This is a genomic window from Pseudomonas fuscovaginae SE-1 (genome assembly GCF_000364705.1).
Classification (GTDB): domain Bacteria; phylum Pseudomonadota; class Gammaproteobacteria; order Pseudomonadales; family Pseudomonadaceae; genus Aquipseudomonas; species Aquipseudomonas fuscovaginae_A.
This window is the reverse complement of sequence record NZ_AQOH01000063.1, coordinates 17,564-33,433: the sequence shown is the minus strand read 5'-3', so window position 1 is coordinate 33,433 and position 15,870 is coordinate 17,564. Positions and strand designations below refer to the sequence as shown.

The 15,870-nt window shown below is 62.0% G+C and carries 14 protein-coding genes; 2 read left to right on the top strand and 12 right to left on the bottom strand.

Translation table 11 applies throughout. The features are described from left to right. The coding region (gene plsY / locus K675_RS0107475) for a glycerol-3-phosphate 1-O-acyltransferase PlsY (protein WP_017902892.1) at nt 1-486 on the bottom strand (486 nt) is incomplete at its 3' end. A gap of 74 nt (nt 487-560) precedes the next feature. Between plsY and folB the strand changes: the two genes are divergently transcribed. Together folB and folK are read left to right on the top strand one after the other, a co-directional pair. Continuing rightward, nucleotides 561-914, top strand: a complete 354-nt coding sequence (folB, locus tag K675_RS0107470; RefSeq protein WP_026145010.1) for a dihydroneopterin aldolase — start codon at nt 561-563, stop codon at nt 912-914. Then, nucleotides 905-1,429 carry a 2-amino-4-hydroxy-6-hydroxymethyldihydropteridine diphosphokinase gene (folK, locus tag K675_RS0107465; protein ID WP_017902890.1) on the top strand — a complete coding sequence of 175 codons (525 nt, stop codon included), beginning with the start codon at nt 905-907 and terminating at the stop codon, nt 1,427-1,429. Before folB ends, folK begins: the two co-directional genes overlap by 10 nt. Nucleotides 1,430-1,678: 249 nt before the next feature. On the opposite strand, the gene K675_RS0107460 is transcribed toward folK, so the two are convergent. From K675_RS0107460 to K675_RS0107410, 11 genes are all read right to left on the bottom strand, one after another. Next, the gene (locus K675_RS0107460) at nt 1,679-2,908 is read right to left on the bottom strand and encodes a multifunctional CCA addition/repair protein (protein ID WP_017902889.1); all 1,230 of its coding nucleotides are present in this window, start codon (nt 2,906-2,908) and stop codon (nt 1,679-1,681) included. Nucleotides 2,909-2,970: 62 nt separating this feature from the next. Continuing rightward, nucleotides 2,971-4,542, bottom strand: coding sequence for a SpoVR family protein (locus tag K675_RS0107455; protein ID WP_017902888.1), 1,572 nt, complete (start codon nt 4,540-4,542; stop codon nt 2,971-2,973). Then, a complete protein-coding gene (locus K675_RS0107450) occupies nt 4,539-5,810 on the bottom strand; it encodes a YeaH/YhbH family protein (RefSeq protein WP_017902887.1) in 1,272 nt (423 codons plus the stop codon). The genes K675_RS0107455 and K675_RS0107450 overlap by 4 nt, the downstream gene beginning before the upstream one ends. 139 nt (nt 5,811-5,949) lie before the next feature. Continuing rightward, nucleotides 5,950-7,872, bottom strand: a complete 1,923-nt coding sequence (locus K675_RS0107445) for a PrkA family serine protein kinase (RefSeq protein WP_017902886.1) — start codon at nt 7,870-7,872, stop codon at nt 5,950-5,952. Nucleotides 7,873-8,174: 302 nt separating this feature from the next. Then, nucleotides 8,175-8,504 (bottom strand): thiosulfate sulfurtransferase GlpE, encoded by a 330-nt coding sequence (glpE, locus tag K675_RS0107440; protein WP_017902885.1) that lies wholly within the window; start codon nt 8,502-8,504, stop codon nt 8,175-8,177. Between the two features lie 36 nt (nt 8,505-8,540). Then, complete coding sequence (locus K675_RS0107435; protein WP_017902884.1) at nt 8,541-9,416, bottom strand: symmetrical bis(5'-nucleosyl)-tetraphosphatase; 876 nt, start codon at nt 9,414-9,416, stop codon at nt 8,541-8,543. Beyond that, on the bottom strand, nt 9,416-9,796 hold the full coding sequence (gene apaG, locus K675_RS0107430; RefSeq protein WP_017902883.1) for a Co2+/Mg2+ efflux protein ApaG: 381 nt from the start codon (nt 9,794-9,796) through the stop codon (nt 9,416-9,418). Before apaG ends, K675_RS0107435 begins: the two co-directional genes overlap by 1 nt. A gap of 121 nt (nt 9,797-9,917) precedes the next feature. Then, nucleotides 9,918-10,736, bottom strand: coding sequence for a 16S rRNA (adenine(1518)-N(6)/adenine(1519)-N(6))-dimethyltransferase RsmA (gene rsmA / locus K675_RS0107425; protein ID WP_017902882.1), 819 nt, complete (start codon nt 10,734-10,736; stop codon nt 9,918-9,920). Beyond that, complete coding sequence (gene pdxA, locus K675_RS0107420) at nt 10,733-11,722, bottom strand: 4-hydroxythreonine-4-phosphate dehydrogenase PdxA (RefSeq protein WP_017902881.1); 990 nt, start codon at nt 11,720-11,722, stop codon at nt 10,733-10,735. Before pdxA ends, rsmA begins: the two co-directional genes overlap by 4 nt. Then, nucleotides 11,719-13,041, bottom strand: a complete 1,323-nt coding sequence (locus tag K675_RS0107415) for a peptidylprolyl isomerase (RefSeq protein WP_080635320.1) — start codon at nt 13,039-13,041, stop codon at nt 11,719-11,721. The genes pdxA and K675_RS0107415 overlap by 4 nt, the downstream gene beginning before the upstream one ends. Then, nucleotides 13,016-15,841 (bottom strand): LPS-assembly protein LptD, encoded by a 2,826-nt coding sequence (locus K675_RS0107410; protein WP_026145008.1) that lies wholly within the window; start codon nt 15,839-15,841, stop codon nt 13,016-13,018. Before K675_RS0107410 ends, K675_RS0107415 begins: the two co-directional genes overlap by 26 nt. Nucleotides 15,842-15,870: the final 29 nt, after the last annotated feature.

Below are 15,870 nucleotides of genomic sequence, written 5' to 3'. Positions count from 1 at the left end.
TGGCAGCAGCGCCGCCGGTTCCTGCCAGGCCAGCAGCGGCAGGGTCAGCGGTGTGGCGATCAGGGCGGCGAGCGAGCTGGTGCGGGTGAGGTAGAAGGTCAGGATCCAGGTGGCGACGGCCAGCAGGGCCGCTGGTGGGTAAAGTCCCAGCAGCATCCCGGCCGCCGTCGCCACGCCCTTGCCGCCGCGAAAGCGGAAATAGAGGGGAAACAGGTGGCCGAGAACGGCGCAGACGCCGATCCAGGCCTGTTGTTGCAGCGTCAGGCCGGCGAGACCGGCGATCAGTACCGGCAGCAGCCCTTTGAGCAGGTCGCCGAGCAGGGTCAGGATCGCCAGTTTCTTGCCGGCCAGGCGCAGCATGTTGGTGGCACCGGCATTGCCCGAGCCGCTCATTCGCGGATCGGGCGTTCCGGTCAGGCGGCTGAGCAAAATGGCGAAGGACAGAGAGCCGAGCAGGTAGGCGAGGATCGCCAGTAACCAAAACATGCTAACTATTCCGGGCGAGGACGCCCTGATTCTAACGGCGCATTGCGCCCTTGTCGTGCTGCGGAGAAGAGTGCTTGGACAGAGTGTTTATCGAAGGCCTGGAAGTCGACACGGTGATCGGGGCCTACGACTGGGAGCGCGGGATCAGGCAATGCCTGCGTCTGGACCTCAGTTTCGCCTGGGACAACCGTCCTGCGGCAGCGGGAGACGACCTGACCCTGGCGCTCGACTATGCCAGCGTGTCGGCGCGGATCCAGGCCTTTGCCGAGCAGTCGCAGTTCCAGTTGGTGGAAACCTTCGCCGAGCGTCTGGCCGAGGTGCTCATGAGCGAATTCCATATTCCCTGGCTGCACCTCAAGTTGACCAAACCGGGGGCGGTCGCGGCCGCCCGGGGCGTGGGCGTGGAGATCGAGCGCGGATGTCGCTAACTCAGGTTTATCTCGGGCTCGGCAGCAATATCGAGCGCGAAACCCATTTGTGCGCCGGCCTGGATGCCCTGGCCGGGTTTCTGCAGGATATCCGCTGCTCGGCGGTGTTCGAGAGCCAGCCGGTGGGCATCAGGAGCGGGCCGTTCTTCAACCTGGTGGTTTCGGCCCAGACCGATCTGCCGTTGATGGAGCTGGATCGTCGGTTGAAGTTCATCGAGGCCGATAACGGTCGCTATGCGCCGGAACGCAAGGGTTTGCCGCTGGATATCGACGTCCTGCTGTATGGCGAGCAGGTGGGGAATTTCGACGGGTTGATCCTGCCGCGTGCGGAAATCCTGAAAAATGCGTTCGTCTTGTGGCCATTGTCGTTGATCGCGCCGCAAAAACTGCACCCCGAAGCGGGAAAGAGCTTTGCGGCGCTGTGGAGCGAGGCACGGATCGACCAGGTATTGGCCCCTGTTGCCTTCGAGTGGCGTGGTGAGCAACTGACCCCTTCAGAATTGCTGCCTTCGTGATACCTGTCGCTTGAGCCGGTACGCCGCGCGCGCCCTTGTGGGAGCCGGCTTGCTGGCGATCCGCCGCAGGCGGCCATCCCGCAAGTTCAGTAGCGTCTGGCCCATCGCTATCGCCAGCAAGCCGGCTCCCACAGTGACTGTGTCATGCCCGGAAGGTTGCACATCTTGTAGGAACGTGGCTTTTCGGACCGCCGCACTGCCACGAATAGGCCTTCAGGTCTTGCGCACCACAGGTCCTTCAGGTGGCTTTCAGGCAGTGTGCTCTACCTTGTAGGTCTTGAGGGCATTCAGGCGTTCGCGTCTGAGCGCTTCGCCCAGTTGCGGCCCCTTGAAGCCCTTTTCGATCAGCGGCTGAACCGCAACGGCCTTGGCCGCCTGCGCCGCGCCGCGCAGGTAGGCGGCTTGTGGATAATCCCGTTCCTCCAGTCCCTGGCGTCCGCGGGCATCCATTTCACAGGCGGCGATGAACTCCTCGAAACGTTGCGGGCGACGATAGACGTCGAAGCTCTGCAGCAGCTCCAGCAAGGTCGAAGCCTTCAGTTCCAGTGCCCGATGGGCGTGAGTGTGGTACTCACCGACCAGCAACGCCAGTTCCTGGCAGTCGCGGGGCACCTTGTAGCGCTCGTTGACGTCCTTGATCGGTTTCAGTCCCCTGGCCTCATGGGCAATATGCCTTGGCCACTCTTGCTCGGGAGTGAGCCCCTTGCCCAGGTCATGCAGCAGACAGGCCCAGCGCACGGTCAGTGGCTGCTGATGGCGCGCGGCCTGCTCCAGTACGCTCAGGGTATGCAGGCCCGTGTCTATTTCCGGGTGGTGGGCGGCTGGCTGCGGAACGCCGAACAGGGCCTCCAGTTCGGGAAACAGAACCGCCAGGGCGCCACAGTCACGCAGTACCTGGAGGAACACCTGGGGCTGCTTTTCCATCAGGGCGCGGGAGATTTCCTTCCAGTTGCGCTCAGGTGTCAGCGCTTCCAGTTCGCCCGATTCTGCCAGCTCGCGCATCAGTGCGAGTGTCTGTGGTGCGACGGTGAAACCGAGGCTGGCATAGCGCGCGGCGAAGCGCGCAACCCGCAGTACTCGTAGGGGATCCTCGGCGAACGCCGGGGAAACATGGCGTAGGATGCGGTTTTCGAGATCCTGCTGGCCGTGGTAGGGGTCGGTCAGGTTGCCTTGGTCATCCTCGGCCATGGCATTGATCGTCAGGTCGCGACGGATCAGGTCCTCTTCGAGGGTGACTTCGGGGCTGGCATGGAAGGTGAAGCCGCCGTAGCCGCGTCCGCTCTTGCGTTCGGTACGGGCCAGGGCGTATTCCTCGCCGCTTTGGGGGTGAAGAAACACCGGGAAGTCGGCTCCGACCGGGCGAAAGCCCTGGGCGAGCATGTCTTCGCTGGTGGCACCGACCACGACCCAGTCGATATCGGTGACCGGCCGGCCCAGCAGGCGATCACGAACCGCGCCGCCGACTTTATAGATCTGCATGAAAAACCTCCGTTGGCCGGACAGCATAACCTGTGTTGTCCGCCAACGGAGGTGTCTGCAACTCAGAGGTGAATAACGGCCAGGTCGAGTCGACCGTATTCGTTTTCGCCGTGTTCACCCTTGGGAGGAACATGATGGGTCTTCATGATCTGGTCGCCCTGCAGGGTTTCCAGGTGAATGTCGAAGCCCCACAGGCGATGCAGATGCTTGAGTACCTCCTCGGTCGAGTCGCCCAGGGGTTTGCGGTTGTGCTGCTGGTGGCGCAGCGTGAGCGAGCGGTCGCCGCGACGGTCGATGCTCCAGATCTGCACGTTGGGTTCACGGTTGCCCAGGTTGTACTGGGCAGCGAGGGTTTCGCGGATGGTCCGGTAGCCGCTTTCGTCGTGGATGGCGGGCACCAGCAGATCGTCGCGCTGATCGTCGTCGAGAATGCTGAAGAGCTTCAGGTCGCGGATTACCTTGGGCGACAGGTACTGCAGGATGAAGCTCTCGTCCTTGAAGCTGCTCATGGCGAACTTGATGCTGGACAGCCAGTCGCTGCCGGCCAGTTCGGGGAACCAGCGACGGTCTTCCTCGGTCGGTGCCTCGCACATCCGGCGGATGTCCCGGTACATCGCGAAGCCCAGCGCATAGGGGTTGATGCCACTGTAGTAGGGGCTGTCGAAACCCGGTTGGAACACCACGCTGGTGTGCGAGGCGAGGAACTCCATCATGAAACCGTCGGTAACCAGGCCTTCGTCGTAGAGGTCGTTCATCAGGGTGTAGTGCCAGAACGTTGCCCACCCTTCGTTCATCACCTGGGTCTGGCGCTGTGGGTAGAAGTATTGGGCGATCTTGCGCACGATCCGCACGATTTCCCGCTGCCAGGGCTCCAGCAACGGTGCGTGTTTCTCGATGAAGTAGAGAATGTTCTCCTGGGGCTCGGAGGGGAAGCGGGCGTTGTCCTTCTCGCTGAATTTGTCCGCGCCCTTGGGAATGGTCCGCCAGAGGTCGTTGATCTGCTTCTGCAAGTGTTCTTCGCGGTCTTTCTGCCGGCGCCGTTCCTCTTCCGCGGAGATCGGGTAGGGCCGTTTGTAGCGATCGACGCCGTAGTTCATCAGGGCGTGGCAGGAATCGAGCAGATCCTCCACCGCGTCGATGCCATGGCGCTCCTCGCACTGGGTGATGTACTGCTTGGCGAACACCAGGTAGTCGATGATCGAACTGGCGTCGGTCCAGGTGCGGAACAGATAGTTGCCCTTGAAGAAGCTGTTGTGGCCGTAGCAGGCGTGCGCCACTACCAGCGCCTGCATGCAGATGGTGTTTTCCTCCATGAGGTAGGCGATGCAGGGATCCGAGTTGATCACGATCTCGTAGGCCAGACCCATCTGGCCACGGCTATAGGATTTTTCCGTGCTAAGAAAGTGCTTGCCATAGGACCAGTGATGGTAGCCCAGGGGCATGCCCACGGAGGCATAGGCGTCCATCATCTGCTCGGCCGTAATCACCTCGATCTGGTTGGGGTAGGTGTCCAGCGCATAGCGCTCGGCGATACGACCGATTTCGCGGTCGTAGGCCTGGATCAGCTCGAAGGTCCACTCCGAGCCGGTGGAAAGGGGTTGGCGCTTGGCCTGTTTCTGCTCTCTGGCGGTCATGTCACTAACCTGCGCTGGAAGAGTTCACGGAAGACCGGATAGATATCGGCGGCCGATACCAGCTGCTGCTGGGCAAACGTATCGCTGAACGCCTCGCTGATGCGTTCGTATTCGTACCACAGGGCCTGGTGTTCGCGCGGGGTGATCTCCACATAAGTGTAGTACTGCACGAACGGCATGATCTGGTTGATCAGGATGTCGCGGCAGATCGGCGAGTCGTCGTTCCAGTTGTCGCCGTCCGAAGCCTGGGCGGCATAGATGTTCCATTCATTGGTCGGGTAGCGTTCGGCCATGATCTCCTGCATCAGCTTCAGGGCGCTGGAGACGATGGTGCCGCCGGTTTCCCGCGAGTAGAAGAACTCCTCCTCGTCGACTTCCCGGGCGCTGGTGTGATGGCGGATGAACACCACTTCGATCTTGTCGTAGTTACGCTTGAGAAACAGGTACAGCAGGATGAAGAAGCGCTTGGCGATGTCCTTGGTCGCCTGGGTCATCGAGCCGGACACGTCCATCAGGCAGAACATCACGGCCTTGGAGCTGGGATTGGGCTGCTTGACCAGCAGGTTGTACTTGAGGTCGAAGGTATCGAGAAACGGCACGCGGTGAATGCGCGCGCTGAGTCGTTCGATTTCCGCTTCGATTTCCTGGATATCGCCGAAGTTGTCCGGCTCTTCGCGTTTCAGCCGCTCCAGTTCGGCCTTGGCCTCCTTGAGCTTCGCCCGGCTGCTGCCGGACAGGGCGATTCGGCGGGCATGGGCCGAGCGCAGGGTGCGGATGATGTTGATGCGCGAGGGGTTGCCCTCGTTGCTGATCCCGGCGCGGACGGTCTTGTAGGTGTCGGTGCCGGTCAGGTTGCGTTTGACCAGGTTGGGCAGTTCCAGGTCCTCGAACATGAACTCGAGGAATTCCTCCTGGGTGATCTGGAAGACGAACTCATCCATTCCCTCGCCGGAGTTGCCGGCCTTGCCGGGACCGCGCCCACCGCCGCCGCCCTGTGGCCGGGGAATGTGCTCGCCGGTGGTGAATTCCTTGTTGCCGGGGTGAACCACGGTCTGCTTGCCGCCGCGCCCGTGGTGCAACACCGGTTCGTCGATATCGCGGCCTGGAATGCTGATCTGCTCGCCGTGTTCCATGTCGGTGATGGAACGGCGGCTCACGGCCTCCTCGACCGCCTTCTTGATGTGGTCACGGTAACGCCGCAGGAAGCGCTGGCGGTTCACCGTGCTCTTGTTCTTGCCATTGAGGCGTCGGTCGATCACATAGCTCATGGGGGAGCCCTCCGGGCAGCTTCAAGTTACAAGCTTCCAGCACCGGGCTGGAAACTCGGGGACAAGCGGTCGGCTGCGAGGGCCGTGGACACGCCGGATGGCGTGTCGACGACCAGCAGCCAGACGCTTGCAGCTGCCGTTACTGCGACTTGCGAACCCGCAGGTACCACTCGGAGAGCAGACGTACCTGCTTGTCGGTGTAGCCGCGTTCGACCATGCGCGTGACGAAGTCGTTGTGCTTCTGTTGATCCTCCTTGCTGGCCTTGGCATTGAAGCTGATGACCGGCAGCAGATCCTCGGTGTTGGAGAACATTTTCTTCTCGATCACCACCCGCAGCTTCTCGTAGCTGAGCCAGGTCGGATTCTTGCCGTTGTTGTTGGCCCGGGCGCGCAGGACGAAGTTGACGATCTCGTTGCGGAAATCCTTCGGATTGCTGATGCCGGCCGGTTTCTCGATCTTTTCCAGTTCCTCGTTGAGGGCGACGCGGTTGAGGATCTCGCCGGTTTCCGGATCGCGGTACTCCTGGTCCTGGATCCAGAAGTCGGCGTACAGCACGTAGCGATCGAAGATGTTCTGGCCGTACTCGCTGTAGGACTCCAGGTAGGCGGTCTGGATTTCCTTGCCGATGAACTCGATGTAGCGCGGTGCCAGGTATTCCTTGAGGTAGCGCAGGTAGCGCTCGCGGGTTTCGGCCTGGAACTGCTCCTGTTCGATCTGCTGCTCCAGCACATACAGCAGGTGCACCGGGTTGGCGGCGATTTCGTGGGGGTCGAAGTTGAAGACCTTCGACAGGATCTTGAACGCGAAACGGGTCGACAGGCCGTTCATGCCCTCATCGACGCCCGCCGCGTCGCGGTATTCCTGGATCGACTTGGCCTTGGGATCGGTATCCTTGAGGTTTTCCCCGTCATATACCCGCATTTTCGAATAGATGTTCGAGTTGTCCGGCTCTTTCAGGCGTGAGAGCACGGTGAACTGGGCGAGCATGCGCAGGGTGTCGGGCGCGCAGTGGGCCTTGGACAGCGAACTGTTGTGCAGCAGCTTGTCGTAGATCTTCACCTCGTCGCTGACCCGCAGGCAGTACGGGACCTTGACGATGTAGATGCGGTCGATGAAGGCCTCGTTGTTCTTGTTGTTGCGGAAGGTGTGCCATTCCGATTCGTTGGAGTGGGCCAGCAGCACGCCCGTGAACGGAATCGCGCCCAGGCCCTCGGTGCTGTTGTAGTTGCCTTCCTGGGTGGCGGTCAGCAGGGGGTGCAGCACCTTGATCGGTGCCTTGAACATCTCGACGAATTCCATCAGGCCCTGGTTGGCCCGGCACAGGGCGCCCGAGTAGCTGTAGGCGTCGGCGTCGTTCTGCGGGAATTCCTCCAGCTTGCGGATATCGACCTTGCCGACCAGCGCGGAGATGTCCTGGTTGTTCTCGTCTCCGGGTTCGGTCTTGGCCACGGCGATCTGGTTGAGGATCGAAGGGTAGAGCTTGACCACGCGGAACTGGCTGATATCGCCACCGAACTCGGCCAGGCGCTTGGTCGCCCAAGGCGACATGATGGTGTTCAGGTAGCGCCGCGGGATGCCGAAGTCTTCCTCGAGGATCGCGCCGTCCTCCGTGGCGTTGAACAGGCCCAGTGGCGACTCGAAGACCGGTGAGCCCTTGATGGCGTAGAAGGGAACCTTCTCGATCAGTTGCTTCAGCTTTTCCGCCAGGGAGGATTTGCCACCCCCCACAGGGCCGAGCAGGTAGAGGATCTGTTTCTTCTCTTCCAGGCCCTGGGCGGCATGGCGGAAATACGAAACGATCTGGTCGATGCATTCTTCCATTCCATGGAAGTCTTCAAAGGCCGGATAGCGACGGATCACCTTGTTGGAGAAAATGCGCGACAACCGTGAGTTGGTGGACGTATCCAGCAGTTCGGGTTCGCCGATTGCCAGTAGCATCCTCTCGGCTGCCGAGGCGTAGGCGCTGCGATCCTTTTTGCACAGCTCGAGATACTCCTGCAGCGTGAGTTCTTCCTGCCGTGTGGATTCGAAGCGTTGTTGGAAATGGCTGAATATGCTCATGACGTCACCTCGCTCGATACTTGGAGCCGGTGCCGGATCAGTCAGTCAAGTGCTGGCATGCAACGGTGGAACCCGTTGCCGTTTACCCCCCAGAACACCTTCAGGGCGGCGATGGCCCTGAAAATTACTACCGATGACCCGTACGCCGGTGTACCGGCTCTCCCCTGATTTGGATGGCCTCGGGCTTAAGGATAGTTCGGAATCCGGGAGGTCAAGGCGGGATGCGCAATTAGTTGCGCTTTACCGTTCGTCAGAAAATGCTCTAGCCCACGGTTCATGCGGGCTGGAGCCGAAGAAAAAAATTATTCGGAAATATCTTGAGCGATTTCCGAAGGATAGGTCGCACGCCAGAGCTCGAAGCCGCCATCCAGGCTGTAGACCTCGGAGAAACCCTGGCCGGCCAGGTAGGCTGCCGCGCTCTGGCTGGAATTGCCGTGGTAGCAGCACACCACCAGCGGCTTATCCAGGTCGGCGTGGGTGATGAAGTCGTGCAACGAGTGGTTGTCCAGGTGTTTCGCGCCCGCGATGTGCTGCAGGGCAAATGCCTGCGGGTCGCGGATGTCGACGACCACGGCACCTTGCTCGCGCAGGGCCTGGGCTTGTTCGGGGGGGATACGTTTGAATTCGCTCATGATGGGCTCCGGTCGGGTGCGTGAAGATCGTGTAGGTCAGCGATAGAGCCAGGCGCGGAAGCGCTCGGCCAGGGTGGGTGGCGGTGCGACACCACCCTGGCTGTCACATTTGCAACTCAAGCGCTCGCCGGTGTCGATGTTCATCAGGGTCATGGCGCCGCCCCAGACGCAGCCGGTGTCGAGGGCAAAGATGTCCGGTTCGTCGCATTGGCCTTCGAGTGCGGCCCAGTGGCCGAAGATGATCTTCAGCCCCTGGGTCTTGCGCTCCCTGAAGCTGAACCATGGCGCGTAACCGGCCGGCGCGGTATCGGCGCCTTCCTTGCCCTTGAGGTCGAGCTTGCCTTCGGCGGTGCAGAAGCGCATGCGGGTGAAATAGTTGGTGATCACCCGCAGGCGCGTGACACCTTCCAGGTCGCCGTCCCATTTGTTCGGCTCGTTGCCGTACATGCCGGCCAGGAACGGCTTGTACTGATGGTCGTCACGCAGGGCCGTTTCGACTTCCGCAGCCAGCTTGAGGGCTTTCTTGAGCGACCATTGCGGCGGGATGCCGGCGTGAACCAGCGCCACGTTGCGTTCCGGGTCGTGGTGCAGCAGCTTTTGCTGGCGCAGCCAGCCGAGCAGCTCCGGTGCATCCGGGGCTTCGATGATTTCGCGCAGGGTATCGCTTTTCTTCAGGCGTTCGACGTTCTGGGCCGCGGCCAGCAGATGCAGGTCGTGATTGCCGAGCACGCAGACCAGCGAGTCGCGCAGGCGATAGAGGTAGCGCAGGGTTTCCAGGGACTGCGGGCCGCGGTTGACCAGGTCGCCGACCAGCCACAGGCGATCGCAGGCAGGGTCGAAGCGAACCCGTTCGAGCAGACACTTGAGCGGTTCCAGGCAGCCTTGCAGGTCGCCGACGGCGTACACCGCCATCAGTGCAGGGCTCCGGGTACGGCGAGGCGGAAGGGCGCGATGATGGCATCGAAGTGCTGGCCATCTTCGGCCAGCATCTGGTAGCTGCCGTGCATGTTGCCGACCTGGGTGGTCATGACTGTGCCACTGCTGTAGGTGTGGCTTTCCCCGACCTCGATCAGCGGCTGCTGGCCCACCACGCCGGCACCGCGAACCTCCTCCACGTGGCCGTCACCGTCGGTGATCACCCAGTGGCGGGACAGCAGGCGCGCAGGCAACTGCCCATTGTTCCGCACGGTAATGGTGTAGGCAAAGGCGAAACGGTTCTGTTCGGGCTGGGATTGTTCAGCGAGGAACCGGGTGACGACGCTGACGTCGACCTGATAGCGAGGATCGGACATGCGAGAGGCCTTGGAAACAAAATCTAAAGACGCGACTGATGGCACTCAGTCTAGGCCAAGTGCCGGGTAGTAGGCCAGACAGGGTATCCGGCGTTGTACCCGAGCACGGCGGGATGTGTTGTCAGTCGGCGAGCGGCGGCTTGTCGGACTGCTCGCTGAGCTTGTCGGCCAGGCGGACGAAGGCGGCCAGGTCCAACTGTTCCGGGCGCAGGCTGCCATCGACGCCGGCGGCCTCGATCTCGGCGCTGTCGAGCAGGGCCTTGAGTGTGTTGCGCAGGGTCTTGCGGCGCTGGTTGAAGGCTTCGCGAACGATGCGCTCCAACAGGCGATGGTCCTTGGCCGGGTGCGGCAGCACCTCGTGAGGCACCAGGCGGACGATCGCCGAATCGACCTTGGGCGGCGGGTTGAAGGCGCCAGGGCCGACGTTGAACAGGTGTTCAACCCGGCAGTGATACTGGACCATGATCGACAGGCGGCCCCAGTCGCCGCCTCCTGGACCGGCCGCCAGTCGCTCGACGACTTCCTTCTGCAGCATGAAGTGCATGTCGCGGATGAGCTTGGCATTGTCCAGCAGGTGGAAAATCAGCGGCGTGGAGATATTGTAGGGCAGGTTGCCGACGACCCGCAGGCTGTTGGGCGCAGCGTTCAGGGTGGTGAAGTCGAACTTCAGCGCATCGCCCTGGTGCAGTTGGAAGTTCGGCTTGCCGGCGAACTGCTGGTTGAGGATCGGAATCAGGTCCTTGTCCAGCTCGACGACGTCCAGCTGTGCGCCGCTGCTCAGCAGGCCTTCGGTCAGGGCGCCCTGGCCCGGGCCGATTTCCAGCATGCGGTCTTCCGACTTGGCACGGATGGCCCGCAGGATGCGATCGATCACGCCGGCATCGTGCAGGAAGTTCTGGCCGAAACGCTTGCGCGCCCGGTGTTGGTATTGCTCGCTCATAAACGGGTCTCGGCCATCTGGTAGGCGGTTTCCAGGGCGACTTGCAGGCTGCCGGTATCGACTCTGCCACTGCCGGCCAGATCCAGGGCGGTGCCGTGGTCGACCGAAGTGCGGATGATCGGCAAGCCCAGGGTCACATTGACGGCTGCGCCGAAGCCCTTGTATTTCAGCACGGGCAGGCCCTGGTCGTGGTACATCGCCAGCACCGCGTCGCAGTGCTCCAGATATTTGGGGGTAAACAGAGTGTCGGCGGGCAGCGGGCCGCGCAAGTCCATGCCCTCGCTGCGCAGACGCTCCAGGGTCGGTTCGATGACGTCGATCTCTTCGTGGCCCAGATGGCCGCCTTCGCCGGCATGGGGGTTCAGCCCGCATACCAGGATTCGCGGTTGGGTGATGCCGAATTTTTCCCTGAGATCGGCGTGCAGGATTCGTGTGACACGCTCCAGCCGCTCGGTGGTAATCGCGTCGGCCACCTGGCGCAACGGCAGGTGGGTGGTGACCAGCGCCACTCGCAGCCCGCGGGTGGCCAGCATCATCACCACCTGGTGGGTATGGGTCAGGTCGGCGAGAAATTCCGTATGTCCGGAAAACGCGATGCCGGAGTCGTTGATCACACCCTTGTGCACCGGGGCGGTGATCATGCCGGCGAAGTCGCCGTTGAGGCAGCCTTCACCGGCGCGGGTCAGGGTTTCCAGGACAAAGGCCGCATTGGCCTGGTCCAGTTGCCCCGGCACGACCGGGGCAGCCAGTGGCGTGTCCCAGACATAGAGGCTGCCGGCGGGGGCGGGCTGTGCGGGCCAGTCATCCGGCCCCACCGGCAGCAGGTCGACGGCCACGGCCAACTGCGTGGCCCGCTCGGCGAGCAGGTCACGGCTGGTAATGGCAATCAGGGGGTAGGGCTGGGGCTGCGAGGCCAGCAGCAGGCACAGGTCGGGACCGATGCCTGCCGGCTCGCCGGGGGTCAGCGCAAAACGCCTGGGGCTCACTTGGCCGCCTGGTCTGCGCCAGGGAGCTTGATTTCAACGTAGGCTTCGTCGCGGATCTGGCGCAGCCAGGTCTGCAGCTCTTCGTCGTACTTGCGGTTACGCAGGACGGTCATCGCCTGTTGCTCGCGGGCCTGGTTGGTGCTGTCGGTGGCGCGACGGCCCAGGACTTCCAGCACGTGCCAGCCGTATTGGGTCTTGAACGGCTTGGAGAGCACGCCTTGCGGGGTCTTCGCCATCACTTCCTGGAACTCGGGAACCAGCACTTTCGGGTCGATCCAGTTCAGGTCGCCGCCGTTGAGGGCCGATCCCGGGTCTTCCGAGAAGCTCTTGGCCAGGGTGGCGAAGTCTTCGCCATTCTGGATGCGTTCGTAGATTTTCTGCGCCAGTGCCTGGGTTTCGGCTTCGCTACGGATGGCGTTCGGCTTGATCAGGATGTGACGAACATGCACTTCGTCGCGCATCTGGGTCTCGCCGCCACGCTTGTCCAGCACCTTGAGGATGATGAAACCACCGGGTGCACGGGCTGGCTCGGTGATCCCGCCTACCGGCAGGTTGCTCAGCATCTGGTCGAATGGCGGTGGCAGTTGTGCCGGCTTGCGCCAGCCCATGTCGCCGCCTTCGAGGGCGTTGTCGCTGCCGGACTTGGCGATCGCCAGTTGGGCGAAGTCGGCGCCTTGCTTCAGTTGCCGGTAGATGTCCTGGGCCTGGGCCGCTGCAGCCTGAATGGCCTGCGAGCTGGCGCTGTCCGGGGTGGCGATCAGGATGTTGGCCAGGTGCAGTTCTTCGGAGAGCTGCATCTTGCCCAGGTCCGAGGCGAGGAAGTTCTTCACTTCCTGTTCGGAGACCTGCACACGTTCGGCAACCCGGCGCTGGCGTACGCGGCTGATGATCATTTCACGACGTACCTGGTCGCGGGCGTCCTCGTAGGAGAGGCCGTCGTGGGCCAGGGCGGCCTTGAATTGGTCGATCGACATGTTGTTGCGCTGGGCGATGCTGCCGATGGCCTGGTTCAATTCCTCGTCGGAAATGCGAATGCCGGAGCGTTCGCCGATCTGCAGTTGCAGGTTCTCGACGATCAGGCGGTCGAGGACCTGCTGGTCCAGGACGCTGGTCGGTGGCACGCCACCGCCACGCTTGGCGATGCTCTGCTGGACTTCATGGACGCGCTGGTCCAGTTGGCTCTGCATGATCACGTCGTTGTCGACGATCGCCACGACGTTGTCCAGAGGTTGCACCGCGGCGTGAACCGCGGCACTCAGGGCCAGGGCGCCCAGCATCAGCGGGCGCAGACAATCAGAAAGCTTGATCTTCACGTTCACGATAACCTTGGATGCCTTTGTCGAGGAAGGTTTCTACTTTCTGGCCCATGACGCCGCCCAGACCTTTCAGGACAATTTGGAGGAAGATGCCGCGGTCGCCTTTCTCGTTCTGTGGGGCGTCTTGACTGAACTCGTCATACTTGACCCAGTAACGGTTGATCAGACGCAGTTTCCAGCAGCAGTTGTCGTACTCGAAACCACCGAAGGCTTCCAGCGTGCGGTTGCGGTTGTAGTCGTACTGCCAGCGGCTGATGACGTTCCACTGCGGCACGATTGGCCAGATGACCGAGAAATCGTGCTGCTGGATCTTGTAGTAGTCCTTCACGTAGCCAGGTGTGCCTGGGGTGCCGTAGTCGCCCCCGAACTGCCATTGGCCAGTGTTCTGGTTGTAGATGACCTGGTCGTTGCGATAGCGATAGCCGGCGTTGAAGACCTTGTTCGGGTTGTCTTCAGGCTGGTAGTGGAACATCGCACTGCCCGAGCGTGGGCTGTGGCTGTCCGGGTCCCAGTTGTAGTCGGCGGTCGCACGCCAGTCGCGGTTGAAGCGGTAGGCGTATTCCAGGGCATATGGCGATACGTTGGCCTTGGCGTCGGCGCGGGTGCGGTAGTCGACGCCTGGCAACTGCACGGTACGGTCCTTGAAGTACAGGGCCTGGCCGACGCTGATGCGCTGGCGTTCGAAACCGTTTTCCTCGATCCAGCGGCTGGTCACGCCCAGGGACAGCTTGTTCTCGTCGCCGACACGGTCCGAGCCGGAGAAGCGGTTCTCACGGAACAGCGAGGCGTAGTTGAAGCTGTATTCACCGGTGTCGAAGACCGGGATGTCCTTCTGGTCCTTCTCGGGTACATAGAGATAGAACAGGCGGGGTTCCAGGGTCTGACGGTAGTTGGTGCCGAACATGCTGGTGTCGCGATCGAAGTACAGGCCGCTATCGATGCTGGCGATGGGGACGCCGCGGCTTTGCGAGCTATTGAAGCTTTCGCCCAAGGCAGAAGCATTGCCACGGTTGGTGACCAGATCGTCTCGGCCCTGGGAGCCAAGATCCAGATCGTACTTGGTGTACTGGTACTTGAGCGATGGCTTCAGATAGCCATAGGTCCAGTTGAGCGGAAGGCTGACGCCGGGTTTGAGGTTCAGGCGATCGCCGTTGGCGCGTGCCAGGCCGACGATGTTGGTGTCCAGGCGCGGAGTACCAATAGCGTTTCCGTTTGAGTCGAACGGTCCGCCATCCTTGTCGAAGTAGTTACCGGTTTCCAGGCTGCGCTCGAAGCGTACTGCTTCGGTCTCGTAGGTGAAATCGAGACCTTCGGGGTGGTAAGGCAACTCGCCGTTGAAGGTGATCTGCGGCAACCGGTTGTAAGGTGTGATGTTCGACACGCTGGCCATTTGATAAGCCTGCACGTTCAGCCTGGCGGTATAGCTGTCACCACGGTAGCTGGCGGCCGCCTGCTGGTTGACATAGCTAGTGCTTTGCTCGACCCCGATCTGGTCGCTGGTCAGGTCCTGAAAGTAGTACGGGTCGCTGATCTTGGTGTAGTCGACCTCGGTCAGGACGCGCGAGTCCAGACCGCCCTTGTGCTGCCAGTTGAGCATGTAGCGGGTTTTTTCGGAGTCGGTCTGCTTCGAGCGATCGTTGCTGTCGTCGTTCAGGTACGCGCCGCCGAACTGGCCTTCGCTGGACTTGGTCAGGTAGCGGAATTCGCCTTCCATCAGCAAGCCGCGCTTGGTCATGTAGCGTGGGTACAACGTGGCGTCGTAGTTCGGTGCCAGGTTGAAGTAGTACGGCGTGACCAGCGTGAAGCCGTTGTCGCCACCCGAACTGAAGCTCGGCGGCAGGAAGCCGGACTGGCGACGGTTGTCGATCGGGAAGTAGATATACGGCGTGTACAGGACAGGGATGTCCTTGACCCGCAGGGTCACGTTGGTCGCGGTACCGAAGCCGGTCGCCGGGTTCAGAGTGATGTTGTTGCCCTTGAGCTGCCAGGCGTTGCTGCTCGGTTCGCAGGTGGTGTACGTACCGTCCTTGAGACGGATGATCGCGTTTTCGGCACGCTTGGCGTAGAGCGCGCTGCCGCGAATGCGCGACTTGTGCAGAACGTATTCGGCGTTGTCGACCTTGGCTTCGCCGGTGTCCAGCTGGACATCGGCATGATCGCCGACCATCAGGGCACCGTTGTCACGGATGCGGACATTACCGTTCAGTTCGCCACGGTTTTCCGCCTGGTACAGGTTCGCCTCGTCGGCTTCGACCTGCATGCTGCCCTGGCGCATGACCACGTCACCGGCCAGGCTGGCGACCTGTTGCTCCTGCTCGTAGCGCGAAGCCTTGGCCCCGATGAAGGTCGGCGCGTCATTTTTATTCGTCTTGTCATTCATGCCAGGACGAATCGGTTCGATATAGGCACCAGAGCAGTACGGTCCGGTCTCGGCCAACTGAGCCGGCGTCAGCTTCTCGCGGGGTACCCAGTCGAGGTGGCTGTAGTCGGCGCTGCGGGATTTCAGACCACGACCCTTGGCCTCGGTGACCAGTTTGGTCGCCGGCGCGCTGTCGCTGGCGGAACCGCTGTCCGCCGTGGTCTGGGACGGGCCGCCGACCGAACCGGCGTCGTGCACCGGGCGTGGTGGCAACTGGGCGGTGGTCGCTTTCGGCGCACAACTCCAGGCGCCCGAAGCCGAGGCCGAGCAGTCATACTGTTCAGCAGCAACGACGAACGAAGTGGCCAGAGGTTGCAGGGCCAGCAAACCGCCGGTGACCAGCAACGGAAACTTTCTACGAAACGCGGGGGATTTCAATGCCATCTTATTAGTCCGGGCTTCCTGCGTGCCAT